This window comes from Sneathiella sp. (genome assembly GCF_047631475.1).
Classification (GTDB): domain Bacteria; phylum Pseudomonadota; class Alphaproteobacteria; order Sneathiellales; family Sneathiellaceae; genus Sneathiella.
Map to the genome: position 1 here is coordinate 40,130 of NZ_JBLHZT010000018.1, position 23,928 is coordinate 64,057.

Below are 23,928 nucleotides of genomic sequence, written 5' to 3' on the forward strand. Positions count from 1 at the left end.
AAAGGTCGGTCCGTTATTTGGTATTAAAGCCCGCCAATTTTCGAACTTCTGCCGGCGAATAGCCATTTTCCCGCATGGAACGAATGGTGGCATCTTTATCCCGCTTGGAAAGCCTGCGTCCCTTCATATCAGACACCAACCCGTGATGCAGATAATCAGGGGTCGGTAATTCGAGGAGATGTTGCAACAAACGGTGAAGATGAGTGGCTTCAAATAGATCCTGCCCGCGAACAACCAAAGTCACACCTTGCAAGGCATCATCCAGCGTTACGGCAAGATGATAGCTGGTTGGCGTTTCTTTGCGGGCAAGCACGACATCCCCGAATTTTTCCGGCTGGCATTCAATGACCCCTTTGTCCATTTCCCGGAAGGTCAGGTGACGGGCGCCCGGCTCTTCTAATGCCTTTTGCATATCCAGCCGCAATGCATAGGGTTTTTCTTCAGCGAAATACGCCTGCCGTTCAGCCTCTGACAAGCCCTTACAGGTCTGAGGGTAAATCGGTCCGTCCGGCCCATGCGGCGCAGAATCACTTTGAGCGATTTCCGCAGCGATTTCCTTGCGCGTACAAAAACAGGGGTAAATCAACCCTCTTTCGTGCAACCTTTCCAAAACGGCTGCATAGTCCTCCATATGATCACTTTGCCTGCGGACCGGTTCTTCCCAGGTTAACCCTAGCCATTTAAGATCTTCCAGAAGGGCGGTTTCGAACTCATGGCGGCATCGAACCCTGTCGATATCCTCAATTCTGAGTAAAAAATGACCCTCTGTCTCAACGGCTTTCTGATAGGCCAAAGACGCCGAATAGGCGTGTCCTATATGCAGATATCCGGAAGGGCTGGGCGCAAATCGAGTGACTATATTCATGGGCCTAACTTACGGTAAGAATTGGAAATTAACAGAAAAAATCGCATTTGGCAGGTTGTTTTCCTTGCCACTGGGCCTGGCAGTGATTAGCTTAGTTTAACGAATTGTTAATAATGTAAACTGTGATTGATGCTGAAGAAACCTCTCGCCTTTTTGAGTTTAGTTCTGTTTCTCGCTGCCTGCGCCTTGCCGTCTTCCGAAGACAAGGCGATTATCAGCGCGCTCGATCGCTATGAAAAAGCTTATTTTCAAATTATCGGAAAATCAGACAACTGGCCCGAAGAGCGGGACACGATCTCGACAGCTTTGCAGCGGATCAATCTTCAGTATGTGGATGCCGTTGATACAGATATTTTGATCGATGAAGCAATAAACGGGCTTCAGGATACGAATTCATCCATTGAATCACCAACAGAACGCGCCTTGACCGCATTGACCGCTGCGCTCGACAAAAATTCAGGATATATGACCCCTGCGGCCTATAAGCGATATCAGGAGAATCTGGATGGGCATTTTACCGGATTTGGATTTCGGATTGAAATGCGGGACAACCGGATCACTGTTATCACACCGTTGGAGGGGTCCTCAGCGAAAGAAGCGGGAATCTTACCGGATGATGTCATCACTCACCTCAATGGTGAAGATTTATCGAAATACAGCTTTCAGGAAGCCATCGCCAAAATGCGGGGGCCGGAGGGAAGCCATGCTGTTCTCACAATCGAACGCCCGGGTGTAGACACCCCTATCAAACTTGGATTGGTGCGCCGTCCAATCGACATCACAGTCGTCGAATATAAAGTTGATGGGACGGTCGGCTACATCCGTATTCACACATTCAACCGCAAAACAGCGGACAAAGTCGATGAAGCCCTGACCCATTTCAGCGAAAAGCTGGGCACGAAACTTTGCGGCGTCATTCTGGACATGCGCAACAATCCAGGCGGGCTGGTAAACGCTGCCGTTGATGTTGCCGACCAGTTCCTTGAAGAAGGCAATATTTTTGCGGCCATCAACCGGGGACGGAGTTTTTCAACAGAAAATGCGCATGCCGGTGACAGGATAAATGGCCGTCCGATTTTGGTCATGCTGAATAAAGGCTCCGCCTCAGCTGCAGAGATTGTCGCCGGCGCGTTACAAAGTCAGGATCGCGCGAAAATCTTTGGTCAGACAAGTTATGGCAAAGGCACCATGCAAACATTGTATGATCTGGACAATGGCGGCGGTCTGAGACTGACAACAGGCCGTTTTACCGCAGGGGGCGGCATCTCTTTCAACGGAACAGGCCTTAATCCCGATATCCCGGACGACGTTGTCAAAGGCGAAAGCACCCTGGCACCAATTGCCCGGGCCGGGAAAGCGTTGGCCTGCGCGGTCTCCGTCCAAACAGCCGCCGCAATGAATGCCCAATAACCTCCTTCTTTTTCCTGAAGAACACCATCTAATCAGTGGTTTGGATCATATCGCGCGGCAAGACCCTGATTTTGCCTTGGCCCTTCAGCAGATTACCCCCATTCCACCCCGCACTAAGCCGGCTGGCTTCGAAACGCTGGTTCGGATTATTGTCGAACAGCAAGTCTCACTGGCCAGTGCCGCCGCGATTTGGAAACGCCTGAAAGCCGCCATTGACCCTTTCACTCCTGCCGTTGCACTGACCTTTGACGAAACCGCCCTTCGCGCGCTGGGGCTAAGTAAACAAAAAGCAGTCTATACCCGTGCCCTTGCTGAAGAGATTGTAGGCGGGCAGCTCATTTTAGAAAAACTCCATACCCTGAGTGACGCAAAAGCGATGGAGATGCTCATGCAGGTCAATGGGATTGGTCGCTGGACAGCGGAAGTATATTTGATTGCCTGCCTCCAGAGGCAGGACATCTGGCCCGCAGGGGATGTGGCCCTCAAAATTGCCATGCATCATCTCAAAACCCTGCCGGAAAGACCTTCTGTCAAAGAAATGGATGAGTTAGCGGCCCCCTTGCGCCCATACCGCACGCTCGCAGCCCGCATTTTATGGCGATATTATGCAGATGTGGTCAAAAAGAAACCCTGACGCTTTGTTGAGGGCATCGACATACAGTAGGGTCACAAATATTTAACACAAAATGCTGTATTAGTATTTGATTTTTCACACAAAACGCGCCACACTTACTTCTAGAGACCATCGCAATGAAGGCCTTCTGAAATGCTCGCAAGTGCAGAAAAATTTCCGGCACTCGTTTTAAATGCCGACTACAGACCACTGAGTTACTTTCCTCTTTCTTTGTGGTCATGGCAAGATGCACTCAAATCCGTTTTTTTAAATCGAGTAGACATCGTTTCAGAATATGACCGGGTGGTTCATTCACCCAGCTTCGAAATGCGCCTGCCAAGCGTTATTTGCCTAAAACGGTACATTCAGCAGGATAAACGCCCCGCCTTTACCCGATTTAATCTTTTTCTCAGAGATGGCTTTCGCTGCCAATATTGTGGCTCTCTTGACGATTTGACGTTTGATCATGTTCTACCGCGCCGGCTTGGCGGTCAGACAAGTTGGGAAAATATTACAACGGCATGTGCGCCTTGCAACATGCGCAAAGGAGGGCGCCTCACCAGAGAAGCTCATATGTTCCCCGAAGTAAAACCCTACATCCCGACAATGCAACTTCTGAATGAAAAAGGACGTGGTTTTCCGCCCAATTACTTACACGAAAGCTGGCGGGATTTTCTGTATTGGGATGCTGAACTGGAAGAATAGAAGAAACGCCCAATTCTCCTCTCTTGCTATTGGCCGTTCAGATGGTTAAATAACAGGAGTTGATGTTCCCGTTTTTTTTCACCAGATGTGATGGACTATGAGTTACGGATTAGGCCTTTCCGAGAAAAAGAGAGCGCGCGAGCGTCGCAATCGTTTTCTCAAAACAGTATTTTATCTTGCACTGCTGAGTGCTGCAGGGGCGTATGGCTATTTTGAAGGCCAGGCGCAGGCAGATCGGCGTGTTGCAAATGTAGAAGACCAGGTTAAGGTTTTATCGCTGAAAAATCAGCGCCTGACTGACCAGACAAGAGACGCGCTGGAAAAACAGAACTCGGCACTTGCAGAAGCCCGGGGCTGGCGCCATAAATTCGAACAGGAAATTCCAACAGGAGCGACCCTCGAAATTCTGGAACTTGTCAAACAGCGGGTGGATGAAGGACTGGATCCGGAACGCCTGATCACATTGATCGGTCTAGCCCAAAATCAACAAAACTGCGATCCAACGCCAGAAACCAAACGATTTATTGTCAATACGCCCATCTATACACAAATCGGCAATTCGATCAGCCTTGCAGACGGCTCCATTACGGTCACTGGCAACGGCATTTCCACTCTTAATGCGGAAGGTAAGCCAGAGGCATGGTACGATCCTGCCAAACCGGTTAGCATTACGTTCACGAAGATTGGCGGAAAATCCGAAAAGGTCGAAGGCGTCCTGCCTATTCACAAAAGTGTTGTGTTTGGCGGTAAGGAATATCGCTTTAGCATTCTAAGCGGCAAACAGAGTTTCGCCAGTATTTCGGCGACGCGCTGCGATTTTCCATAGGGCTTGGATACGACGAAATCTTATACCCGTGAAGACAGCCAAATCGCGAGTTTTGAGCCTGTTTTCACCGCCGTCGTCAGCAGTTCATAACCAGGGGCCTCATGGGCCCCTTTTTCCCGGGCGATGTCCCGGTGCTCAATTTCTTCATCGCGAAACTTTTTGATCGTTTCCTTCAGTTCGGCTTCGTCGTCCCCCAATTGCTCAAGTTGGTGTTGATAATGTTCGTCAATCACCTCTTCGACCGCCTCAGTACACGCCATTGCCGCTTCTTTTCCAAGCAAGGCAGTTCCTGCACCAAGGGCGAAGCCTGCCACATTCCAAAAAGGGGTCAGCACGGTTGGGCGAACCCGCCGATCTGCAAGAAGTTGTTCAAATTTCTCCCTGTGAACCTCTTCCTGTTCTTTCATATGTTGAATGGTTTCGGCTTCTTCTGAATTTTTCAGAACCGCATATTGCCCTTCATAAATTCGAACGGCGCCAAACTCTCCTGCATGATCAACCCGGATAATCCGCTCTATCAATTCTTCGGCACGCAGATCTCCTGGTTGACGACCCGCAGCCGTCTTGGAAGAACCTGCTTTACTGGAGGATGTTGTCATACTAAATCCCTCACTCATAAAAAGAGAATACGGAAGCCATCTTCATCACGCACGATTATTGAATAAGGCCTTGATCATAAAAATCATTAAAAGAGCCGCAAAAAGAGCATTATAGCCTGCCATTGACACGCCGAAAAGCTCCCAGGCGATTTCATCGCATTTGACGACCGGTGCCGACATGATTTGCGCCCGTAACTCCGCCATGCTGGAAGTCACTGATGTATCTGCAGCACACCCATCAAAGCCTTCCCACCAGCCTTGTTCAACGCCCACATGAAACGCACCGATTGCCGACGTTGCAAAAAATCCAAGGGCCGCCAACCCGTCGAACACAGCCCGAAAGCCGAACTTACGGCTCAACATCAAACCGGCGCCAGACACAACAATCACGGCGGCATAGGGCCAGCGTTGATACAGGCACAGGACACAAGGGTGAAGGCCAAACCCAAACTGTGCGACAAAGGCCGTTGCCAACGCCCCCACGCTCGCAAGCAAAGCAATATGCAAAGACTTTAGATAAAGACCGATCAATGTGTTTTCCTCACCCAGATTTCACACAACATATTTAAGGACGACAAAGGATCCAAACAACAGGACGAAAAAAAGAATGGTCAAAAGGCCCAGATATTTCTCAATGAACATTTGGATAGGTTCACCAAAATATCGCAGCAGCCCTGCAACCAGAAAAAACCGTGCACTTCTTGAGAGAACCGATGCCGCGATAAACACTGCCAAATTAAGCTGGACAGCCCCGCTGGCAATCGTAATCACTTTGTAGGGAAACGGTGTCAGGCCGAAAAAAGCAACAATCCATCCCCCCCATTCCGTATATCCATCACGAAAGCCCGCAAATTTTTCTTCATACCCGTAAAACCCGATGATCGCCTCTCCGACCAGTTCGAAAAAATAGTAGCCGATCAGATAGCCCAGAAGGCCGCCCAGAACAGAACAGACTGTGCAAATCATTGCAATCCGCCAAGCCTGCGCCCGGTTCGCCAGAACCATCGGGATCAGCATAACGTCAGGGGGAATCGGAAAAAGAGAGCTTTCAATGAAGGCAACGCCACCAATAAACGTTTTCGCCCGCGGTCTGGCCGCCAGCGACATCGTAAAGTCGTATAATCTTCTAAGCATTAAAAACGGATCACTCTCTTTGGCGGTATGGTCTAGGCATTGTAGAAGATGCCTGACAGATTTCACTCTATTTTACGATATTCCGGTTTTTTATCAGCCCGCCTCCTTTTTTTGGCGTGCGCCACCTCGCACTTAACAGGATCTTAATGATTTTTCCAGTTAGGTGAGAGAGGCAACAAAAATACTGGAATTTTTGTATTTTTTCTTGTTACTTAAAACGCTATGAAAGATGCCCAATATAGTAAAGCAATCTAATTTGTTGATCTTGTAACTTTTTTATTACATCATGGCATATGTGATTGGATAACTCGTCAGTTGTTTAAATAATTAGGGAAACACCGGCAACTATGAAACAGAAAATTCTGGTCGTAGATGACGAGCCTGAACTACGACAGGTATTACGAACCACGCTGGAAAAAGAAAACTACGAAGTTGCCGAGGCAGGCGACGCCGAAGAAATGCGGCAGGTCTTCGCCTCTGATGATTTTGATCTGGTTATTCTGGATCTGATGTTACCGGGTGAAGATGGCCTGAGCCTTACTCGTTATCTCAAAGAGCGTTCGGACGTGGGTGTCATTATCCTGACGGGCAAAGGGGAAAGCGTTGACTTGATCATCGGCCTGGAAATGGGTGCCGACGATTATGTGGCCAAACCCTATAACAGGCGAGAGCTTCTAGCCCGCATAAAAAGTGTCATGCGGCGCAGCAACAGACAGGCTGAGGTTGCTGCTGCCGGAAGTGTCAAATCTCAGATTGTCTTTTCCGGATGGTGCCTTGATCTTCCGCACCATAAGCTGGCCTCTCCTGAAGGGGATGACATCCCTTTGACAATGGCCGAATTTCAGCTTCTTCGGGTCCTTTTGGAAAATCCGGGCCAACCGGTCGACCGAGAAAAGCTCAGCTTGAAAATTTTCAACAAAGAACTGAAAGAAAACAGCCGTAACATTGATGCGCTGGTCCGCCGTCTTCGACTGAAACTGGAGGCCGACGAAAACCAACCTCAGATGATCAAATCGGTTCGTGGTTCCGGCTATACTATTTTGACAACATTGGCGTGATTTTCCGCGAAATGCATAGAAAATAAATTTCACGCATTTGCTCTATTGACCCGCGAGTTTTCATCGCTATAGTGCTGCTACTTCCACACAGCCCCTGTGGCGGAATTGGTAGACGCGACAGATTCAAAATCTGTTGTCCTTAGGGCGTGCCTGTTCGAGTCAGGCCAGGGGCACCATCCACTTCGTGGATCATTTCCAAAGACCAATATGTGTAAAAATGCAAATGCGCACGGCGCATCAATATGCTTTTGCACGACGCTATAAGGGATATCTGCCCTGATCAAATAATGTGGGACTGACGCGCCCCACACTCAATTCAAAAGCCGATATGCAAGCCGCCATCAATCGAAATATGCTGGCCAGTAATATAGCTTGCCGCATCGCTTAGCATGAATACAACGGACTTCGCGACCTCTTCAGGATCTGAAAAGCGCTGAAGAACAATTTGTTTCATATAGGCATCGCGAAATTTTTCGGACCGGACAACCTCTGTCATTTCAGTTGAAACAACGCCAAAACAGGCGCTGTTAACCCGAATGCCGTGCCGCCCCCATTCTTTTGCGGCCGCCATGGTCATTCCCAGAACACCCGATTTGGCTGCAGCATAGTTGATCTGGCCAACGGCCCCGCGGCGCCCTGCAACAGACGATACATTCACAATTGCGGCAGGGGCTGTATCACCGTCCTTGATCCGCTCCAACATATGACGGCCCACTGTTTGCAGGCACAAATAAACACCCGTCAAATTAACGTCGATAACCTGATCCCAATATTCCTTGGACATCTTCTCAATCATCGCCGTTCGAATAATACCAGCATTGTTGACCAAGCCGGTAATGGCGCCATATTTTTCGGCAGCCTGCCGAACGGTCGCCTCGACAAAGGCGGGGTCCGTGACACTGCCGACATAGGCCGTCGCTTTTTCCGAACCAAGTCTGTCGGCAAGCGCGCGGAGTTCGTCTTCTTTAACGTCCAGTAAAACAACGTTACCGCCAAGTTCAACAATTAGTTCTGAGACCGCAGCCCCGACCCCCTGTCCAGCGCCGGTAACAAGAACGGTCTGGCCCTGCATGCTCATTGGATTTTTCATGACATTTTCCTTTTTTTATTATCGTCACATTCAAAGGGGTGTGAATGTCGGCACAGGCGGCCCGTCCCCTTCTGTTTCAGAAAAGACAAGCTTAACCGGCTGGCCGATTTCCAGTCCATCCAGATCACAATCAACCAGATTGGTCATCATTGAAATATCCGCTTCATCAAGCGTCACATACGCGATAGCATACGGCACGGGAACCCGTCTCATCACACTATAGGAATAGATAACCCCGGTCCCTTTGCTGGGACGATATTCCGTATCATCGCTGCCGCAATGCGGGCAAATTGTCCGTGGATAATGGTGCGCAGACTGACATCCATTACAATACCGGATCAATAAAACGCCCTCTCGTGCGGCTTGCCAATATGCGTCAGTTTCAGGATCAACATGCGGCGCAGCAATTGTTCTTTTTTGGTCTACCATGATGCTTACTCCCGCTCCAGAATTAGGGTTGCGCTGCCGTGTCTTGTTCCCAGCGACCCGCCAGTTCCCTGAGCAACGGCCAGATCACAATTGGGCACCTGAACGGCAGGATGCGCTTCTCCGCGAAGCTGGCGAACCGCCTCAACGACCTTTGTCATTCCGCCGCGATTGGCCGGGTGGTTGTTGCAAAGTCCACCGCCATCCGTGTTAAACGGTAATTTTCCAACGCCAGAAATCAAATTGCCATCAGCAACGAACTTTCCGCCCTCTCCCTTTGCACAGAAACCCAAGTCTTCCAGCTGCATCAGAACAGTGATCGTAAAACTGTCATAGATGGAGGCATATTTTATATCTGCAGGGGTAACACCCGCTTCTTCAAACGCCGCAGCGCCCGACCAGGCGGCTCCGGAATAGGTTAAATCAATACGGCCGCCGTTCTGATGTTTCGGCGCTTCGCCCGCCCCTTTCAATTTAACCAATGGCCGGTTCAGGGATTTGGCAATTTCTGGCGCGACAACAACCAAAGCGCCACCGCCGTCACTGATCACACAGCAATCCAGACGGTGCAAAGGATCGGAAATCATTGGTGAATTGACCACCTCTTCAACGGTCACCACCTTTTGCAACATGGCATTTGGATTGTGCTGCGCATGATGCGACGCGGCCACTTTAATCCAGGCAAGTTGCTCGCTTGTCGTTCCAAACTCATGCATATGCCGCTTGGCACACATGCCATACATATTTGAAATCGTTGGAGAAAACGGAAATTCAAAAGCGACATCAGGCGCAGACATTCCGTAATTGCGCGGAGCCGTCCCCGTCGCCATCCCTTCCGCCCGGGGTCGCCCGGCCAGCGTTATCAGGGCGACCTTGCATTTTCCAAGGGCAATGGCTTCCGCCGCATGGGAGACGTGAATAAGATACGAAGACCCACCGGTTTCGGTACTATCCATATGACGCAGCTTCAGGCCCATATAGTCGGCAAGCGACAGGGGCCCGAGGCCGGGGGCGTCACCTGCGCAGAAATATCCGTCTACATCGTCTTTTGTAAGACCCGCATCCGCAAGAGCCCCTTGGGCGCATTCAGCATGTAGTTGGGCAAGTGATTTATCGACGGCCTTTCGTGTCGGATGCTCGAAAGCACCCGCAATATAGGCCTGACCATTTAAAGACATGGCACATCATCCCTTTCTCTCATTTATTGTTGTTTATTGACGCTAGGGAATCGCGTTTTCATGCATTAGCGGTATCAAAACCACTGTCATTTATCAATAGTTTATTCGGTTATTCGAACCGGTCAGCCCTTAACCTTTATGGTCTGGAAGCCCCAGATCTTTTGTGGAAACCGGAGAGGACGCCTGTTCTGATCCTTGCAACGCTTCTTCTACTTTTTTGCAAATCTCATCCAGCGTAAACGGTTTCGGGACCACATCATAAATCAGATCTTCAAGATTATAGGCCCGCTGACGCTCCGCCGCATAGCCGGTCATAAGAAGGATCTTAAGATCAGGCTGTTCTTTTGCCACCTTCAGGGATAGTGCAATCCCATCCATAATCGGCATCACGATATCGGTCAGCAATAAATCAAACGGCTCTTCTTCCTGCAACGCATGAAGCGCCTCTGCCCCATCCCGCACGGACACCACCTGGTGCCCGTGATGGGTCAATGCACGTTCGACAAATTCCCGCAATGAGGCTTCGTCATCTGCAACAAGTATCCGTGCCATCGAATGCTTAAACCTTCATTTATCCAGGATATGGCCAATATACGGCAATTCCCGGTAATAATGCGCGTAATCCAGACCGTAGCCAATAACAAAAAGATCGGGACAGTCAAAACCCACAAAATCGGCTTCGAAATCGACGACCCGTTTACCTTTTTTATCCAGCATCAAGCAGGTTTTTACAGTTTCCGCACCACGAGACATCAGTTCGTCCCGTGCAAATTCCATAGTCCGACCGGATTCCAGAATATCATCAATCAACAGAACTTTCCGTCCTTTGACCGTGTCCATAATATCGCGTGTGATGACAACTGTACCGCTACTGATTGTTTTATCACCATAGGACGACAGGGCCATAAAATCGATTTGGGGGCGGACACCTGCATGATGCAGGGACCGGATCAGATCCGCTGCAAAAACAAAGCTTCCCTTCAGAACCGCAATAACCAGAATGTCCTGACCCAGATCAGACGCAATCTGTTCAGCCAGTTCTTCATTTCGTTTTGCGATCTGTGCACTTGAAAACAGGGTTTCAATATTTGGCTCAGAAGCCATTTTATTCTCCAACTCAGGTTCGGCGATTAGCCTTCATAAATTCAGTTTATTGCGCAGCTTCTGGTTTCTTTGGAACCACAAGATCCGCTTTAACGCGTTTGGCCTCTTCAGGGGGCTGGTTCATACTGGATGAGAATTCCACTGTTCCCCAGGGCGCAATTTCTTTTTCGTCAAGTTCTTTGCTCCAGCTGTAAACATGCTGTTTTTTTGCGTCGAGCAATTGAATGGCAACTCGGGGAAGCGGTCGCACCGTTCCGGTAACATTCACAATCTTTCCCGTAACGGTCAGGCGAACAACCCCTTTTTCAAGGATTGACTTGGATGTTACTTCCCGAATTTCCAAACCAAGCTTATTCGAGGTTTGCACATCAATTTTAAGCATCTGATACAATTTTGCAGACGCCGGCAGGAACTTCACAACGTAATCACGGCCATAAAATGCCCCGGCGCCAATCCCGCCCAGAATCACCAGGAACAAAAGCCAGCCGATCCAGTTTCTTTTTTTCCGGGGCGGTGCCTCCGTCGTCCGGCGACGGGAAGACGACGCCGACATCTCGCGAATACTCATCTCGGGAGTGGGCGCGGCTCCTTCTTCAACAGTGTCCGTATTTTCGACACTCTCTTCTGTTAGCACTTTCGGGACATCAGCGGGAGGATACTCCCGCCATTTATGACCACATTTGGCGCATTTGACTGTTCGGCCGTCTGGTCCGACAGAAGCCGCGTCGATCAAATAACGCGTTGAACAGGAAGAACAAGTTAATATCATGAGCAGGAAACATTCAGTCCACGGGTTAAACGTACTTTTTTATAGGCATTTGATTGAACATGCACAAGACTGGCTGATAAATCTACGTTAGTTTATTGTTCAATTGTGTTTTTGGGGAGGCTTTATTGATCAGATTTGAAAATGTCGGCATGAGATACGGCATGGGGCCGGAGGTTCTTAGGGATATTAATCTTCATCTGGGACCTGGCTCGTTTCATTTTCTGACCGGCCCCACCGGTGCTGGCAAAAGCTCTTTGCTCAAACTTCTTGCTCTTTCCCATCGACCAAGCCGCGGGTTGCTGACATTGTTTGGACAGGAAGTCAGCAGTTTAAGCCGAAAGGATCTGCCTTCGTTTCGACGCAAGATCGGCGTGGTGTTTCAGGACTTCAGATTACTCGATCATCTGTCGACTTTGGACAATGTGGCGCTTCCCTTGCGAATCGCAGGTGCCGACGAAGACCAGATTTATAAAGATGTTGCTGAACTTTTGGACTGGGTGGGTCTTGGCGCCCAGATCGATGCCAAGCCCCCCACGTTATCTGGCGGTGAAAAACAACGGGTCGCGATTGCCCGGGCCGTAATCAACCGACCTCAGCTTCTTATTGCTGACGAGCCAACCGGCAGCATGGATCCCGAAATGGGTCTTCGACTCATGCATCTTTTTCAGGAATTGAACAAGATCGGCACGACCGTTGTTATTGCAACCCATGACATAGGACTGATCCGACGTTTTTCCAATCCTGTGATGTATCTGAAAGACAGCACCCTTCATTTCAGCCGGTCAGACGAGTATCTGGAACAATATCATCGGAGTACCTTGTGATAAGTGTATTTGGTAAATCCGCAGAATTGCAGCTGGAAAAGGACGTTTCCAGCAAGTATCTGCCTGTCGTCATTTCCTCCATGATTTTTCTGGCAAGCCTTGCTCTGGCCGGGCTTTTTTCCATCCATTCTGCTGTTCAGGACTGGTCGAACGCGGTGAGTGGCAACCTCACGGTCGAAATTGCTTATGAAGAAGGCACCAATCTGGATAAGAAAGTCCGGATCGCAACCGATTTTCTACAAACCTTCCCGGGCCTTGAAAAGGTGCGACCGTTAGACAAGTCAGATACAGCCAAACTGCTGGAACCGTATCTTGGACGGGCCGACGTGATTAAGAACCTGCCCCTTCCCCGGCTGATTGAAGTTACCATTGCAGAAGGAAGTTCTGTCGATTTACTGGCTGCTGCCAAGAAATTGTCGGATGCCGTTCCGGGCGCTGTTTTAAATACGCACCGGCCTTGGTTGAACAAGATGATCCTGCTGGCCCGCTCGGTGCAGATCCTTGCCGGTGCCATCATGCTGCTAATCAGTATTGTCACGGTCATTATCGTTATTTTTGCCGCGCGAACAGGTATGGTGATGCATCAGGACATCATTGAAGTTCTTCATCTGATCGGTGCTCAGGATAAATATATCGCCCGCCAGTTTCAGAATTATTTTACCCGGCTCAGTTTTCTGGGTGCCCTGCCCGGCCTCTTTCTTGCGCTTCTGGTCATGCAGATATTTTCCTTTCTCGCCGGCCGTCTGGATGCCAGTTTGATCACCGCGCCAACAATGATATTGGAAGGATGGATTGCTTTGTCTATGCTTCCCGTTCTGGTAGCACTTCTGACGAGATATACAGTGCGCTGGATCGTATTGGGCTCACTTAAACGGATGATGTAGCGTGCTGGTTTTACTGGATAGAGATGGCGTCATAAATGAAGACCGGACTGATTTTGTCAAATCACCGGACGAACTGGTTTTTATTCCCAACGCCCTTAAAGCCATTGCCGCACTTAATGCAGCCAGACATTATGTTGTGATCGTTACAAACCAATCCTGTATTGGCCGGGGGCTTATCACGGAAGAGACCCTGACCAGCATTCACAATAAGCTGCGCACGGAATTACGCCGCCAAAACGGGAAAATTGATCAGATTTTCTTTGCTCCGGATGCCCCGTGGGAAGCGACTGAAAACAGAAAACCCGGTGCCGGCATGATCAGGAGTGCCCTTAGACAATTTCGAACAGCCCCGGAACAAGCGGTCATGATCGGGGACAGCCTGCGGGATTTGCAGGCAGCTCACAAAGCGGGGTGCCATCGCATTCTGGTGCAATCGGGCAAGGGACTTAAAACCCAGAAAGATGGATTTGATCCCGAAATGCTTCCCATCACCGTTGCGAAAGATTTATCTGAGGCGACCCGTTTCATTCTGGACGGACGTTTTGAGCCATGAAACCCAGATCCCGCATCTTCATACAGCTTCTTTTGATCCTGATCGCGCTATGGGCTGGTGCTTTTCTGTTTTATGTCCGGGAAATTACAAGCGGGATATATTCCAATAGCGCCAGTGCAGACGGTATTGTGATCCTGACCGGAACCCCGGGGCGTCTGAAACTGGGGTTCGAACTACTAAAGACAGGGGCCGGCAAACGCTTGCTGGTCTCAGGCGTTCATACCAGCGTTACAAAAACACAACTTGGCAAAGCAATGGGAGAAAGCACCGTTCTTATGGATTGCTGTGTTGATCTTGGGCGAATTGCAAAAGATACGGTAGGAAACGCCTATGAAGCATCGCTCTGGGCCGAGGAGCATGGTTTTAACGACATTCTGGTTGTGACCAGCGCCTATCATATGCCCAGGTCCCTTGTTGAGTTGCGTCGGCAACTTCCGGACAAAAACCTGATCGCCTATGCCCCTGCTGATGATACCGATGCACTAAAACGCTGGTGGCGCAGCCCCAAGTTACTGTATGTACTGGTTGCTGAGTTTAACAAATATGTCATCAGTCTGGTTCGAGCCAGAATTGAAATGATTGCTATGAGTGGACCCAATACGTGACTTTTTTAAGATCAACTCTCTTTTTTCCGTGTTTTTGGCTTTGGTCCATTTTCATGAACCTTCTGTTTCTGCCTGCCCTGGCATTTGACAAAAAATGGATTGTGCTGGGCCAATCAATCTGGACTCGTGGGATTATGTTCCTGATGCGCACGATCTGTGGCCTTAAAGTCGAGATTCGCGGACAGGAGTATATTCCAAAAGGAGCGGGCCTCATCGCGGCAAAACATCAGTCCGCTTTTGAAACCATGGTTTTTCACGCGTTGCTGAAAGATCCGGCCATGGTCTTGAAAAAAGAACTGTTGAGCATCCCGATTTACGGATGGTATTGTAAAAAGACCGAAATGATCGCTGTCGACAGAAACGGCCATGCTGCCGCTTTGAAAGCGATGATCAAACAGGCGCAGGATGCGTTGTCAAATGACAGGCCCATTGTCATTTTCCCAGAAGGTACGCGCAGCGCGCTGGACAGTGATCTTCCATATCAGCCGGGTATTGCGGCCCTTTATTCCAAACTGGATACCCCCGTCACACCGATGGCCCTGAATACGGGTGTTTTCTGGCCGCGGAAACAGTTCGTCTGTAAACCCGGTACCATCATAATTGAATTCCTTCCTCCGATTCCCGCTGGTTTGAAACGCAAAGACTTTATGGCGCAGCTGAAAGATACAATCGAGCCAAAAACAAAAGAGCTGGTTGAAGAAGGCCGCAAAGCCCATCTCTCCTAAGGCAACCAATCAAAACGGTTTAATATATAGATCGATCATTTCATTTATCGGGGTGTTTACTATATACTGTCGTAAATTAGAGTTTTGGTTAGCCAGGAGTTCCCATGTCTTCAGTCGCCCCGATCTCACAGCAAATCTGGGATATGAAATATCGCTTTAAATCTGCCGATAACAAGCAGGTTGAACGATCCATTGAAGACACTTGGAAACGCATCGCAAAGGCACTTGCAGCCCCTGAAAAAAGCCCTAAAAAATGGGAAAAAGCTTTTTACGAAGCGCTTGAGGACTACAAATTTCTGCCCGCCGGCCGAATTATTGCGGGGGCTGGCACCAAGCGAAAAGTAACCCTGTTCAACTGTTTTGTGATGGGCGATATTCCAGATGATATGTCCTCAATCTTTGACAATCTGAAGGAAGCCGCCCTTACCATGCAACAGGGCGGGGGAATCGGTTATAATTTCTCGACATTGCGGCCCAAAGGTGCCCCTGTTCACGGAATGGGGTCCGATGCATCCGGCCCCTTAAGTTTCATGGATGTTTGGGATAGCATGTGCCGCACCATAATGAGTGCTGGATCCCGCCGGGGTGCAATGATGGCGACCATGCGCTGCGATCATCCGGACATTCAGGATTTCATTACTGCCAAACGCGAACCGGGCCGCCTTCGCATGTTTAATTTATCGGTTCTGGTGACCGACGCCTTTATGGAGGCAGTAAAGAAAAACGATTCCTGGGATCTTGTGTTTGAAGGGACTTTATATAAAACGGTCAGCGCGCGGACCCTGTGGGACGAAATCATGCGCTCCACCTATGCCTTTGCTGAACCGGGGGTCATCTTTATCGATCGGATCAATCGGCGTAACAACCTGCATTATGCGGAAACCATTTCGGGAACCAACCCATGCGGCGAACAGCCTTTGCCACCCTATGGTGCCTGCTTACTTGGCTCTGTCAATCTGACAAAACTTGTCAAAAAACCATTTGAAACAAGCGCCCATCTCGATCTGGAGCAGTTGGACGGCCTTGTTCGCACAGCAATTCGTATGATGGATAATGTGATTGACGTGTCCGGCTTTCCCTTGGAACAGCAGGCACAGGAAGCCAATGCAAAACGCCGGATCGGTCTGGGTATAACCGGGTTGGCTGATGCCTTGATCATGTGCGGGATCCGCTACGGCTCTGATGAGGCCGTTTCAATAACCCGCCAATGGATGGCGGCCATTCGGCGGTCTGCCTACCTTGCCTCAATCGATCTGGCCAAAGAAAAAGGCGCGTTTCCGCTTTTTGATAAAGAACAGTATCTGGCCGGGGAAACCGTACAGGAACTTGACGCAGACATTCAGGACGCCCTTAAAAAGCATGGTATTCGAAACGCGCTTCTGACTTCCATCGCTCCCACAGGCACCATTTCCTTGCTGGCTAATAATATTTCCAGTGGGCTGGAACCTGTCTTCAGTTTTTCATATACCCGGAATGTCCTGATGCCGGATGGCACCCGCAAGGCAGAAGAAGTGACGGATTTTGCGCTCAGGTTATTCCGACGGTTGAAGGGCGAAAATGTACCGCTTCCGGATTATTTTGTGGACGCGCAGATTCTAAAGCCGATGGATCATGTCAAAATGCAGGCGGCCGTTCAGGAGTTTGTTGATAGTTCCATCTCTAAAACCATTAATTGCCCGGAAGATATCAGCTTTGAGCATTTCAAGGATATCTACTTGAAAGCCTATGAAACCGGCTGCAAAGGCTGCACAACCTATAGGCCCAATGACATCACTGGCGCCGTTCTGGAAACCAGTAAGCCTGAGGAAAATCTGTCACAATCCTCACTACCGCTGGAAGAACCAACCCCCCGGCCGAAAGACAGTTTTGAAGCCGGCGGTATTGTTTACATGACCCGGCCACTTGACCGCCCCGGCACCCTGCCCGGCCAGACTTATAAATTGAAGTGGCCGGAAAGCAATCATGCAATGTATATCACCCTGAACGATGTTATTCAGGATGGTCGGCGGCGCCCCTTTGAAATTTTTATCAATTCCAAAAATGTCGAGCATTTCGCCTGGACAGTCGCTCTGACGCGAATGATCTCAGCCGTTTTCCGGCGCGGCGGTGATGTCAGTTTCGTGGTTGAGGAATTAAAGGCTGTTTTCGACCCCCGCGGCGGTGCCTGGATGCAAGGGCGCTATGTGCCCTCTCTACTGGCTGCCATTGGAGATGTGGTTGAAACCCATCTTGTTCAAATTGGTTTCTTACCAGATCCAGCCAAACGGGATCCGGAAACAAACTCAAAACGACAAAGCGTCGGTAGCCCCCAAATGCAGGATCGAACCGGTTTACAGCGGCAATGCCCCGAATGCGGTGAAGCATCCCTAATCAAGAGTGAGGGCTGTGATACCTGTGCGTCCTGCGGATTTTCCAAATGTAGCTAGCGGCCCGACAAAGGAGACCGCCCTTTGTCCTTGTTTTCAGAAAATAACCGTGCGCATATTAAGGCGTCTGGTGCCCGCTTTGTCGGGAGAATCGGGAATCCGGTGATACTCCGGAACGTGCCCAACGCTGTGATGGTGATGGTTAGGGAAATACCACTGGAGCAATCCGGGAAGGCCCATCAACCAAACGACCCTTAGTCAGAAGACCGGCCAGACACCATAGCCCTACTGCGTGGACAGCAGAACGGGTGTCTTTGCAAATTGTTGGGGATCGAACAATGAAAGAACACATCATGCTGACGGGCGCAGACCCTTTTTCCACGGACGAACGGGATGCGGTTTATAAAGCTATCTTCACGCGACGGGATGTCCGGGATCAATTTTTACCCAAAGAAATACCAGACGACGTTTTACAACGGATTTTACTGGCCGCTCATCACGCACCCTCAGTTGGTTTCATGCAGCCGTGGAACTTTATTATAATCCGTGACCAACAGAATCGGAATCGGATCTGGCAGGCCTTTTCAAAGGCAAATGATGAAGCCGCCTTAATGTTCACCGGCGAGAAAAAATCAAAATATCAATCCCTGAAGCTGGAAGGCATTCGCAAAGCGCCGATCAACATCTGTATCACCTGTGATCGAAGCCGCGGCGGAAAGGTGATTTTGGGCCGTACCCATAACCAGAATATGGATGTTTACAGCACCGTTTGCGCGATACAAAATCTATGGCTGGCGGCGCGGGCTGAAGGTATTGGCGTTGGCTGGGTCAGTATTTTTCATGATTCAGACCTCAAATCACTTCTGGATATCCCCGAAGACATTGAAATCGTTGGATATCTATGCCTTGGATATGTCGACGAGCTTTATACCCAGCCAGAGCTGGAAGCAAAAGGCTGGCGAAAACGGTTGTTGTTGGACGATCTGATCTTTGAAGAGAGCTGGCAGGAAAATTCGCCGGATACACCAAAATAAATAATTAATCCTTAAATCAGAAAGCTCTAAGATATGCAAAAACTGCATAGGTGAAGTGCCATAATTCTGAATCTCATTTCGAAAGAACTGTCTTATATGTCGGTCATCGAATTTAGTGAGGATTGAGCGATGACTGTCTTACCATTTAATACATCCTATAACGCCGCTGAAGAAATTCAACGGGCTGTCCTTTTTGTTGTCATTCACGCTGAAAAGCTGGTTGATACCTTTCAACAGCAACGTCGTTACAGAAAGACAGTAAACGCGTTGAATTCACTGGACAGTCGCTGTCTTGCGGACATTGGTCTGGATAAAGCGGATATCGAGCCAGTCGCAAAATCACTGTTCAAATAGGGAACACTGGGGACGGACTTCCCCCCCTTTTGTCTGTCCCCACCCTGTTTGTTTTAAAGCACCCTCACGCATTTTGGCTGAGGGTGTTTTTTTGTCTGCAAACACGCCGGCCTAGCCTTCAACCAAAGCCAAAATCTTATGCAGCGGGCCGTCTGCAATACCGAATTCGTCCAGATGATCCACTGTGCTTTTCAAGTAATCCTTGTTGGGACCACCGCGGCCTGACGCCGACGCAATAATACGCGCCGCTTCTTCAATCGTCGGGCGCCCACAATATTGCTCGTGCTTTGGATCCGCAACAAAGGTCAGCGCTGTCACCCTTTCATCTCGATCCAGTAGTTTTAACTGCACCATCTTGGGGACATATACGCGCGTGACCATTTCCCGCCGGTATAAATAATCAATCACGGGCTCTCGGATATCGGACGGGCACAGAATTGCTTTTCCCCGGCAGGAACCACCCGAATCCAGCCCCAAAACCAAACCCGGCTTCTCTCGGGTTCCACGGTGCACAACCGAAGAAACGCAAAAAGACCGATGATACCCATACACCTGTGCATCTGCTGTCCCTTTATGATCAAATCCCGGCCGCCACATCAAAGAGCCGTAGCCAAATATCCACAAATCCTCTCCCTCTGGTAAGTCAGGAAGCGGATGATCAACCGGCGGCAGGTCCGGTTCTATTACAAGGTCATATTTACGCATCAAGAAGCCGTTCTGGGTTTAATATTCACAAGAGCCACCCCAACAATCGTTATTCCCATTCCAAGAAGAGAAACAAATGCTAGGCGTTCGTCAAATAATAGGAACGCGACGACGGCCGTACAAGGTGGTACAAGATAGAAAAGACTTGAGACATTGGCCGCCGCTCCATTTCTAAGGAGAATATAAAGCAGACTGACGGCCCCCAAAGAAAGAACAAAGACCAACCAGGCCAAAGCGAACACCAGTTCTCCGCTCCAGACAATGATACGGTCTTCCATGAGAAACGACATGCCCACAAAATAAGCCGTTGCAACAATGAACTGGATAAAATTACCGCTCTTCAGGCTCATACCGGAACAATATTTTTTCTGGTATAGCGTACCAAAAGATATGGATAACAAAGCCAAAAAACTAAGACCAATGGCAAAAACAGACCCCTCCCCCAAGGACAGTTTTTCCGCGACAACCAGAAAAACGCCCAGTAAACCAAACAATAGCCCTGCCCATTGGATGCGGCTCACTTTTTCAGACAGTAAAATTCCGGCCATCGCCCCGACGATAAGCGGCTGAATTCCGACAATAAGGGCCGATGTTCCAGCCGGAACACCCAATCCAATTGACCAGAAGACGAACCCCAGATATCCCCCATGCATCAGCAGGCCGGCAAATCCGATATGCCCCCAATCCTGCCAGCGGTCCGGCCAACGCGTCCGCGTTAGCGTTACCAGAGGTAAAAACAATAAAACACAAATTCCAAAACGCACCGCGAGAAAAGTCATAGGTTCGATATACGGCAACCCAAGCTTTGCGCCGATAAAGCCCGTGCTCCACAAGAAGACAAAGACCGCGGGCATCATCGTCAGCAAAATCGTGTTTTTACTCGCAGGGTGAGCGTTCGGCATAATGGGTTAAACTTTTCATTGGAAAGTCAGTGACAGACAGGCTCGTAAACTTATAGAGTGCCTGCACAAAGCTCAAGCGTTAGAAGAATTGGGAACTATTTCATGCGTATCATCCTATCCTCGTTGATTGGACTTGCTGTTCTTATTGGGGGATATGCCCTGTGGTGGAAAAATGTTGCCGACACCGCAGAACAGGCCTATCAAAACTGGAAAAAGGCCAAAACCGAACAGGGATATGTCGTTGAAAACAGCCCTATAGAGATATCTGACTTCCCTTACAGAATACGGCTTTCATTTCCCCACTTCTCAATAAGAGAACCCAACCCGGATCGACAGGCTCGAGTTGAAGGGAAGGATTTATGGGTTGTAATGGAACCCTGGAATGTGACCCATGTGATCTTTGGCGCCAACAACACGCTCAAGGCAAACTGGCAGGACAAGGGTGTAAGCCGGTCCACAACCCTAAATTCAGACTCGCTTCTGGGTAGCGCAACCCTGACCCTAACCGGACAATTAGAGAAACTCGCGCTTGATGCCACCAATCTTCGACTTGAGCCTGACTGGCGCGCACCGATAACAGCGAACCGGCTTCAAATTCACGAGCGTGAACAGCCAACCACATATTCAGACAAGGATCATAAAGAAACATCCGTCTCTGGCCGTCAAATTGTCCTGCGAGCGGATCAGGTCAAGTTGATTGATGACAAAAATCATTTCTTAGGCGAAACGATTGAAAAGCTGGCTATCTCTGCCATTCTCGAAGGCGAGTGGCAGGATTTTCGGAACGCGGGCGCCATTACGGCCTGGCGGGAAAATGGGGGCTCTATCGATATTCAGGAGCTGCTATTCTTTAAAGGGGATACCGAGATCGTGACCAACGGGACTTTGGCTCTAGACGAGGCCAACCGCCCAATTGGTGCCTTTTCGGCCAATATTAAGGGGTTCAATGATCTGATTGAAGCGTTCGTTGATGCTGGCCGCCTTAACAGAAAGAACATTCAAACCGTCGAGTTTGCCGTGAATTTGCTAGCCCGCGAAAATGAAGAAGGTGTCCGTGTCCTTAAGATACCGCTGACATTTCAAACCGGAGGGATCTATCTTGGCCCAATTTTCCTTGGCAAAATTGATCCCCTCTTTTAATCGGATTGATCCTCGACATGGGCGGTCCGACCGAAATCTGCTTCTGCAGTTTCCTGACCGGCATCAATAATCTGGCGACGAATAGCCCGGGTGCGGGAAAACATCTGAAACAAAGCATCCCCGTCGCCCCAGCGGATTGCCCGCTGCAAAGCTGTCAGGTCTTCTGAAAACCGTCCCAGCATCTCCAGAACGGCGTCTTTGTTATTCAGAAAAACATCCCGCCACATTGTCGGATCAGAAGCCGCCAAACGGGTAAAGTCCCGGAAACCACCAGCAGAATATTTAATCACCTCTGACTGGGTGACTTCCTGCAAATCATCAGCAGTTCCAACAATATTATAGGCTACCAAATGCGGAATATGCGAGGTAATCGCAAGAACAAGATCGTGATGTTTAGCATCCATATTCTCAACGCTACTGCCCATCCCGCGCCAGAAATCGGAAAGCTTTTCGATGCCCGCCTCCGTCGATTTTTTTGACGGCGTTAGAATACACCAGCGTTTCTCGAACAATTCAGCAAATCCTGCAGCTGGTCCGGACTTCTCAGTACCAGCAATCGGATGCCCCGCCACGAAATCAACACCCTCCGGAATAAACGGCTCAATGGCTTCGACAACCATTTGTTTGACCGACCCCACATCCGTTACCAGTGCCCCCTGTTCCAGATGCGGCTGTATTTCTTTGGCAAGCGCCCCATAGGTACCTACAGGGGTACATAAAATGATCAGGTCTGCGCCAGCCACAGCGTCCGCTGCGCGTTCATAAGCATGATCAACAATGCCCAGTTCAAGCGCGACCCTTCGGGTGTCGTGTGTTCTTGCTGAACATACGATTTCACTGACCAGATTTTTCTGACGCGCGGCGCGGGCAATAGACGATCCGATCAAACCGATACCGATCAGCGCCATCTTCTTAAATTGAACGGTGGTCTCTTTTGACATTTTACTGTTCCAGAAATTCGCGAAGGGCCTCTATAACGGCCCGGTTATCCTCATCCAGGCCGATCGACATCCGTAAACTGTCTGGCAAACCGTAAGAAGCGACACTGCGCAAAACAAGTCCACGCGCACTTAAAAATGCCTCGGCATCGGCGGCTGATTTGCCCGTATCCTTGAAATTCATCAGAACAAAATTACCAACACTATCCGTGACATCAAGCCCCAGCCCGCGCAGGCTTTGGGTTAAGATCGGCAACCATTTATCATTATGTTCCCGCGCTTTTTGAACGAACTCCTGATCTCGTACGGCTTCCACAGCCGCTGCCTGTGCAATCGCGTTTACATTAAAAGGGCCCCGGATCCGGTGCAGAACATCGATCACGGCCTGTGGACCAAACGCCCATCCAACCCGCAGGGCAGAAAGACCATAAATCTTGGAAAATGTCCGTGTCATCACGACATTTTCAGACCGTTCAACCAATGAAATACCAGCCTCATAATCGCTTTTGGTCACGTATTCTGCATAGGCTGCATCCAGCACCAGCAAAATATCAGATCGCAAGCCTGCCTGCAGGCGTTCCACCTCAGAAAACGGGATATAGGTGCCGGTCGGATTATTGGGGTTCGCCAAAAACACAATCTTCGTTTTATCTGTTACGGCGGCGAGCAACGCATCAACATCTGTTGTCAGATTTTTCTCAGGCGCCTTTACAGGGGTTGCGCCATTGGCCAGGGCGGCAAGCTCATAGACCAGAAATCCATGCTCGCAAAACAGAACCTCATCCCCTGGTCCGGCATAGGCGTTGGTCAAAAGGGACAACAACTCATCCGAGCCATTCCCGCAAATCAAGGACTGTGGGTCCAGACCATGAATCTCGCCAATTGCCGCCAGCAAAGCAGAAGAGCCGCCATCCGGATAAAGGTGAAGGCTGTCTGCCAGATCTTTCAAAACGTCTTTCGCCTTTGGGCTTGCCCCGAAAGGTGTTTCGTTTGAAGAGAGTTTTACAACTTTTCCTGTCCCCGTACCGGCTGATTTTCCGCCAACATAGGGAGTTATATCCAAAATACCGGATTTAGGAGTAGGGGTAGCGACAGACATCGACTTTCTTTCAGATCAGAGG

At 49.6% G+C, this 23,928-nt stretch carries 28 protein-coding genes, 1 tRNA gene and 1 riboswitch; of the genes, 15 read left to right on the top strand and 14 right to left on the bottom strand.

Going from position 1 to position 23,928, the window contains the following annotated elements; translation table 11 throughout:
* Positions 1–13: 13 nt before the first annotated feature.
* The gene (gene gluQRS, locus ACJAYR_RS09390) at positions 14–865 is read right to left on the bottom strand and encodes a tRNA glutamyl-Q(34) synthetase GluQRS (RefSeq protein WP_415236365.1); all 852 of its coding nucleotides are present in this window, start codon (positions 863–865) and stop codon (positions 14–16) included.
* A gap of 129 nt (positions 866–994) precedes the next feature.
* Between gluQRS and ACJAYR_RS09395 the strand changes: the two genes are divergently transcribed.
* From ACJAYR_RS09395 to ACJAYR_RS09410, 4 genes are all read left to right on the top strand, one after another.
* Positions 995–2,275 carry a S41 family peptidase gene (locus ACJAYR_RS09395; RefSeq protein WP_415236366.1) on the top strand — a complete coding sequence of 427 codons (1,281 nt, stop codon included), beginning with the start codon at positions 995–997 and terminating at the stop codon, positions 2,273–2,275.
* Positions 2,265–2,909 carry a DNA-3-methyladenine glycosylase family protein gene (locus ACJAYR_RS09400; RefSeq protein WP_415236367.1) on the top strand — a complete coding sequence of 215 codons (645 nt, stop codon included), beginning with the start codon at positions 2,265–2,267 and terminating at the stop codon, positions 2,907–2,909. Before ACJAYR_RS09395 ends, ACJAYR_RS09400 begins: the two co-directional genes overlap by 11 nt.
* A gap of 132 nt (positions 2,910–3,041) precedes the next feature.
* Positions 3,042–3,593 (top strand): HNH endonuclease, encoded by a 552-nt coding sequence (locus ACJAYR_RS09405; RefSeq protein ID WP_415236368.1) that lies wholly within the window; start codon positions 3,042–3,044, stop codon positions 3,591–3,593.
* 97 nt (positions 3,594–3,690) lie between these two features.
* Positions 3,691–4,419, top strand: coding sequence for a hypothetical protein (locus ACJAYR_RS09410; protein WP_169543446.1), 729 nt, complete (start codon positions 3,691–3,693; stop codon positions 4,417–4,419).
* Between the two features lie 20 nt (positions 4,420–4,439).
* Here ACJAYR_RS09410 and ACJAYR_RS09415 read toward each other — a convergent pair whose 3' ends face one another.
* From ACJAYR_RS09415 to ACJAYR_RS09425, 3 genes are read right to left on the bottom strand one after another with little or no spacing between them, the layout of a single operon-like run.
* Positions 4,440–5,018, bottom strand: a complete 579-nt coding sequence (locus ACJAYR_RS09415; protein ID WP_415236369.1) for a demethoxyubiquinone hydroxylase family protein — start codon at positions 5,016–5,018, stop codon at positions 4,440–4,442.
* A 45-nt stretch (positions 5,019–5,063) separates the two neighbouring features.
* Positions 5,064–5,549, bottom strand: a complete 486-nt coding sequence (locus tag ACJAYR_RS09420) for a disulfide bond formation protein B (protein WP_415236370.1) — start codon at positions 5,547–5,549, stop codon at positions 5,064–5,066.
* A gap of 21 nt (positions 5,550–5,570) precedes the next feature.
* On the bottom strand, positions 5,571–6,152 hold the full coding sequence (locus ACJAYR_RS09425; RefSeq protein WP_415236371.1) for a YqaA family protein: 582 nt from the start codon (positions 6,150–6,152) through the stop codon (positions 5,571–5,573).
* Positions 6,153–6,499: 347 nt separating this feature from the next.
* Between ACJAYR_RS09425 and ACJAYR_RS09430 the strand changes: the two genes are divergently transcribed.
* Both ACJAYR_RS09430 and ACJAYR_RS09435 read left to right on the top strand, forming a co-directional pair.
* Entirely contained in the window at positions 6,500–7,210 is a 711-nt protein-coding gene (locus ACJAYR_RS09430) for a response regulator (RefSeq protein WP_415236372.1), read from the top strand.
* A 90-nt stretch (positions 7,211–7,300) separates the two neighbouring features.
* A tRNA-Leu gene (locus ACJAYR_RS09435) sits at positions 7,301–7,386 on the top strand.
* A 140-nt stretch (positions 7,387–7,526) separates the two neighbouring features.
* On the opposite strand, the gene ACJAYR_RS09440 is transcribed toward ACJAYR_RS09435, so the two are convergent.
* The 6 genes from ACJAYR_RS09440 to ACJAYR_RS09465 form a co-directional block, all read right to left on the bottom strand.
* Positions 7,527–8,300 carry an SDR family NAD(P)-dependent oxidoreductase gene (locus tag ACJAYR_RS09440; protein ID WP_415236373.1) on the bottom strand — a complete coding sequence of 258 codons (774 nt, stop codon included), beginning with the start codon at positions 8,298–8,300 and terminating at the stop codon, positions 7,527–7,529.
* A gap of 30 nt (positions 8,301–8,330) precedes the next feature.
* Entirely contained in the window at positions 8,331–8,729 is a 399-nt protein-coding gene (locus ACJAYR_RS09445) for a Zn-ribbon domain-containing OB-fold protein (protein WP_415236374.1), read from the bottom strand.
* Positions 8,730–8,734: 5 nt separating this feature from the next.
* A complete protein-coding gene (locus tag ACJAYR_RS09450) occupies positions 8,735–9,904 on the bottom strand; it encodes a thiolase domain-containing protein (protein WP_415236375.1) in 1,170 nt (389 codons plus the stop codon).
* Between the two features lie 129 nt (positions 9,905–10,033).
* Positions 10,034–10,456 (bottom strand): response regulator, encoded by a 423-nt coding sequence (locus tag ACJAYR_RS09455; protein WP_415236376.1) that lies wholly within the window; start codon positions 10,454–10,456, stop codon positions 10,034–10,036.
* A gap of 15 nt (positions 10,457–10,471) precedes the next feature.
* The gene (gene hpt / locus ACJAYR_RS09460; protein WP_415236377.1) at positions 10,472–11,008 is read right to left on the bottom strand and encodes a hypoxanthine phosphoribosyltransferase; all 537 of its coding nucleotides are present in this window, start codon (positions 11,006–11,008) and stop codon (positions 10,472–10,474) included.
* A gap of 46 nt (positions 11,009–11,054) precedes the next feature.
* The gene (locus ACJAYR_RS09465) at positions 11,055–11,777 is read right to left on the bottom strand and encodes a DUF3426 domain-containing protein (RefSeq protein WP_415236378.1); all 723 of its coding nucleotides are present in this window, start codon (positions 11,775–11,777) and stop codon (positions 11,055–11,057) included.
* Positions 11,778–11,902: 125 nt separating this feature from the next.
* On the opposite strand from ACJAYR_RS09465, the gene ftsE reads away from it, so the two are divergent.
* The 8 genes from ftsE (at position 11,903) to ACJAYR_RS09505 (ending at position 19,122) form a co-directional block, all read left to right on the top strand.
* Positions 11,903–12,601 carry a cell division ATP-binding protein FtsE gene (gene ftsE / locus ACJAYR_RS09470; protein WP_169543456.1) on the top strand — a complete coding sequence of 233 codons (699 nt, stop codon included), beginning with the start codon at positions 11,903–11,905 and terminating at the stop codon, positions 12,599–12,601.
* The gene (locus tag ACJAYR_RS09475; protein WP_415236379.1) at positions 12,598–13,485 is read left to right on the top strand and encodes a cell division protein FtsX; all 888 of its coding nucleotides are present in this window, start codon (positions 12,598–12,600) and stop codon (positions 13,483–13,485) included. Before ftsE ends, ACJAYR_RS09475 begins: the two co-directional genes overlap by 4 nt.
* A gap of 1 nt (position 13,486) precedes the next feature.
* The gene (locus tag ACJAYR_RS09480; protein ID WP_415236380.1) at positions 13,487–14,038 is read left to right on the top strand and encodes a D-glycero-alpha-D-manno-heptose-1,7-bisphosphate 7-phosphatase; all 552 of its coding nucleotides are present in this window, start codon (positions 13,487–13,489) and stop codon (positions 14,036–14,038) included.
* Complete coding sequence (locus tag ACJAYR_RS09485; protein WP_415236381.1) at positions 14,035–14,643, top strand: YdcF family protein; 609 nt, start codon at positions 14,035–14,037, stop codon at positions 14,641–14,643. Before ACJAYR_RS09480 ends, ACJAYR_RS09485 begins: the two co-directional genes overlap by 4 nt.
* 53 nt (positions 14,644–14,696) lie before the next feature.
* Positions 14,697–15,368: a lysophospholipid acyltransferase family protein gene (locus ACJAYR_RS09490; RefSeq protein ID WP_415236382.1), complete on the top strand. Its 672-nt coding sequence runs from the start codon at positions 14,697–14,699 to the stop codon at positions 15,366–15,368.
* A 104-nt stretch (positions 15,369–15,472) separates the two neighbouring features.
* Complete coding sequence (locus ACJAYR_RS09495; protein ID WP_415236383.1) at positions 15,473–17,794, top strand: adenosylcobalamin-dependent ribonucleoside-diphosphate reductase; 2,322 nt, start codon at positions 15,473–15,475, stop codon at positions 17,792–17,794.
* 51 nt (positions 17,795–17,845) lie between these two features.
* A riboswitch (cobalamin riboswitch) is annotated at positions 17,846–18,024 on the top strand.
* A gap of 48 nt (positions 18,025–18,072) precedes the next feature.
* The gene (gene bluB, locus ACJAYR_RS09500; protein WP_415236384.1) at positions 18,073–18,768 is read left to right on the top strand and encodes a 5,6-dimethylbenzimidazole synthase; all 696 of its coding nucleotides are present in this window, start codon (positions 18,073–18,075) and stop codon (positions 18,766–18,768) included.
* 129 nt (positions 18,769–18,897) lie between these two features.
* The gene (locus ACJAYR_RS09505; RefSeq protein WP_415236385.1) at positions 18,898–19,122 is read left to right on the top strand and encodes a DUF1127 domain-containing protein; all 225 of its coding nucleotides are present in this window, start codon (positions 18,898–18,900) and stop codon (positions 19,120–19,122) included.
* A 111-nt stretch (positions 19,123–19,233) separates the two neighbouring features.
* On the opposite strand, the gene ACJAYR_RS09510 is transcribed toward ACJAYR_RS09505, so the two are convergent.
* Together ACJAYR_RS09510 and ACJAYR_RS09515 are read right to left on the bottom strand one after the other, a co-directional pair.
* The gene (locus tag ACJAYR_RS09510) at positions 19,234–19,827 is read right to left on the bottom strand and encodes a gamma-glutamylcyclotransferase (protein ID WP_415236386.1); all 594 of its coding nucleotides are present in this window, start codon (positions 19,825–19,827) and stop codon (positions 19,234–19,236) included.
* Positions 19,827–20,729: a DMT family transporter gene (locus ACJAYR_RS09515; RefSeq protein WP_415236387.1), complete on the bottom strand. Its 903-nt coding sequence runs from the start codon at positions 20,727–20,729 to the stop codon at positions 19,827–19,829. Before ACJAYR_RS09515 ends, ACJAYR_RS09510 begins: the two co-directional genes overlap by 1 nt.
* Positions 20,730–20,831: 102 nt before the next feature.
* On the opposite strand from ACJAYR_RS09515, the gene ACJAYR_RS09520 reads away from it, so the two are divergent.
* Positions 20,832–21,869 (top strand): DUF2125 domain-containing protein, encoded by a 1,038-nt coding sequence (locus ACJAYR_RS09520; protein ID WP_415236388.1) that lies wholly within the window; start codon positions 20,832–20,834, stop codon positions 21,867–21,869.
* Here ACJAYR_RS09520 and ACJAYR_RS09525 read toward each other — a convergent pair.
* Positions 21,866–22,810: a prephenate/arogenate dehydrogenase family protein gene (locus tag ACJAYR_RS09525; protein WP_415236389.1), complete on the bottom strand. Its 945-nt coding sequence runs from the start codon at positions 22,808–22,810 to the stop codon at positions 21,866–21,868. The two genes, ACJAYR_RS09520 and ACJAYR_RS09525, sit on opposite strands and share 4 nt — an antisense overlap.
* A 1-nt stretch (position 22,811) precedes the next feature.
* Entirely contained in the window at positions 22,812–23,906 is a 1,095-nt protein-coding gene (hisC, locus tag ACJAYR_RS09530; protein WP_415236390.1) for a histidinol-phosphate transaminase, read from the bottom strand.
* Positions 23,907–23,928: the final 22 nt, after the last annotated feature.

What these genes read in the sequence shown, in the direction of transcription:
- gluQRS (WP_415236365.1), bottom strand. Translation starts at nt 865, where the DNA reads ATGAATATAGTCACTCGATTTGCGCCCAGCCCTTCCGGATATCTGCAT.
- ACJAYR_RS09395 (WP_415236366.1), top strand. Translation starts at nt 995, where the DNA reads ATGCTGAAGAAACCTCTCGCCTTTTTGAGTTTAGTTCTGTTTCTCGCT.
- ACJAYR_RS09400 (WP_415236367.1), top strand. Translation starts at nt 2,265, where the DNA reads ATGCCCAATAACCTCCTTCTTTTTCCTGAAGAACACCATCTAATCAGT.
- ACJAYR_RS09405 (WP_415236368.1), top strand. Translation starts at nt 3,042, where the DNA reads ATGCTCGCAAGTGCAGAAAAATTTCCGGCACTCGTTTTAAATGCCGAC.
- ACJAYR_RS09410 (WP_169543446.1), top strand. Translation starts at nt 3,691, where the DNA reads ATGAGTTACGGATTAGGCCTTTCCGAGAAAAAGAGAGCGCGCGAGCGT.
- ACJAYR_RS09415 (WP_415236369.1), bottom strand. Translation starts at nt 5,018, where the DNA reads ATGACAACATCCTCCAGTAAAGCAGGTTCTTCCAAGACGGCTGCGGGT.
- ACJAYR_RS09425 (WP_415236371.1), bottom strand. Translation starts at nt 6,152, where the DNA reads ATGCTTAGAAGATTATACGACTTTACGATGTCGCTGGCGGCCAGACCG.
- ACJAYR_RS09430 (WP_415236372.1), top strand. Translation starts at nt 6,500, where the DNA reads ATGAAACAGAAAATTCTGGTCGTAGATGACGAGCCTGAACTACGACAG.
- ACJAYR_RS09440 (WP_415236373.1), bottom strand. Translation starts at nt 8,300, where the DNA reads ATGAAAAATCCAATGAGCATGCAGGGCCAGACCGTTCTTGTTACCGGC.
- ACJAYR_RS09445 (WP_415236374.1), bottom strand. Translation starts at nt 8,729, where the DNA reads ATGGTAGACCAAAAAAGAACAATTGCTGCGCCGCATGTTGATCCTGAA.
- ACJAYR_RS09450 (WP_415236375.1), bottom strand. Translation starts at nt 9,904, where the DNA reads ATGTCTTTAAATGGTCAGGCCTATATTGCGGGTGCTTTCGAGCATCCG.
- ACJAYR_RS09455 (WP_415236376.1), bottom strand. Translation starts at nt 10,456, where the DNA reads ATGGCACGGATACTTGTTGCAGATGACGAAGCCTCATTGCGGGAATTT.
- hpt (WP_415236377.1), bottom strand. Translation starts at nt 11,008, where the DNA reads ATGGCTTCTGAGCCAAATATTGAAACCCTGTTTTCAAGTGCACAGATC.
- ACJAYR_RS09465 (WP_415236378.1), bottom strand. Translation starts at nt 11,777, where the DNA reads ATGATATTAACTTGTTCTTCCTGTTCAACGCGTTATTTGATCGACGCG.
- ACJAYR_RS09485 (WP_415236381.1), top strand. Translation starts at nt 14,035, where the DNA reads ATGAAACCCAGATCCCGCATCTTCATACAGCTTCTTTTGATCCTGATC.
- ACJAYR_RS09490 (WP_415236382.1), top strand. Translation starts at nt 14,697, where the DNA reads ATGAACCTTCTGTTTCTGCCTGCCCTGGCATTTGACAAAAAATGGATT.
- ACJAYR_RS09495 (WP_415236383.1), top strand. Translation starts at nt 15,473, where the DNA reads ATGTCTTCAGTCGCCCCGATCTCACAGCAAATCTGGGATATGAAATAT.
- bluB (WP_415236384.1), top strand. Translation starts at nt 18,073, where the DNA reads ATGAAAGAACACATCATGCTGACGGGCGCAGACCCTTTTTCCACGGAC.
- ACJAYR_RS09505 (WP_415236385.1), top strand. Translation starts at nt 18,898, where the DNA reads ATGACTGTCTTACCATTTAATACATCCTATAACGCCGCTGAAGAAATT.
- ACJAYR_RS09510 (WP_415236386.1), bottom strand. Translation starts at nt 19,827, where the DNA reads ATGCGTAAATATGACCTTGTAATAGAACCGGACCTGCCGCCGGTTGAT.
- ACJAYR_RS09515 (WP_415236387.1), bottom strand. Translation starts at nt 20,729, where the DNA reads ATGCCGAACGCTCACCCTGCGAGTAAAAACACGATTTTGCTGACGATG.
- ACJAYR_RS09520 (WP_415236388.1), top strand. Translation starts at nt 20,832, where the DNA reads ATGCGTATCATCCTATCCTCGTTGATTGGACTTGCTGTTCTTATTGGG.
- ACJAYR_RS09525 (WP_415236389.1), bottom strand. Translation starts at nt 22,810, where the DNA reads ATGTCAAAAGAGACCACCGTTCAATTTAAGAAGATGGCGCTGATCGGT.
- hisC (WP_415236390.1), bottom strand. Translation starts at nt 23,906, where the DNA reads ATGTCTGTCGCTACCCCTACTCCTAAATCCGGTATTTTGGATATAACT.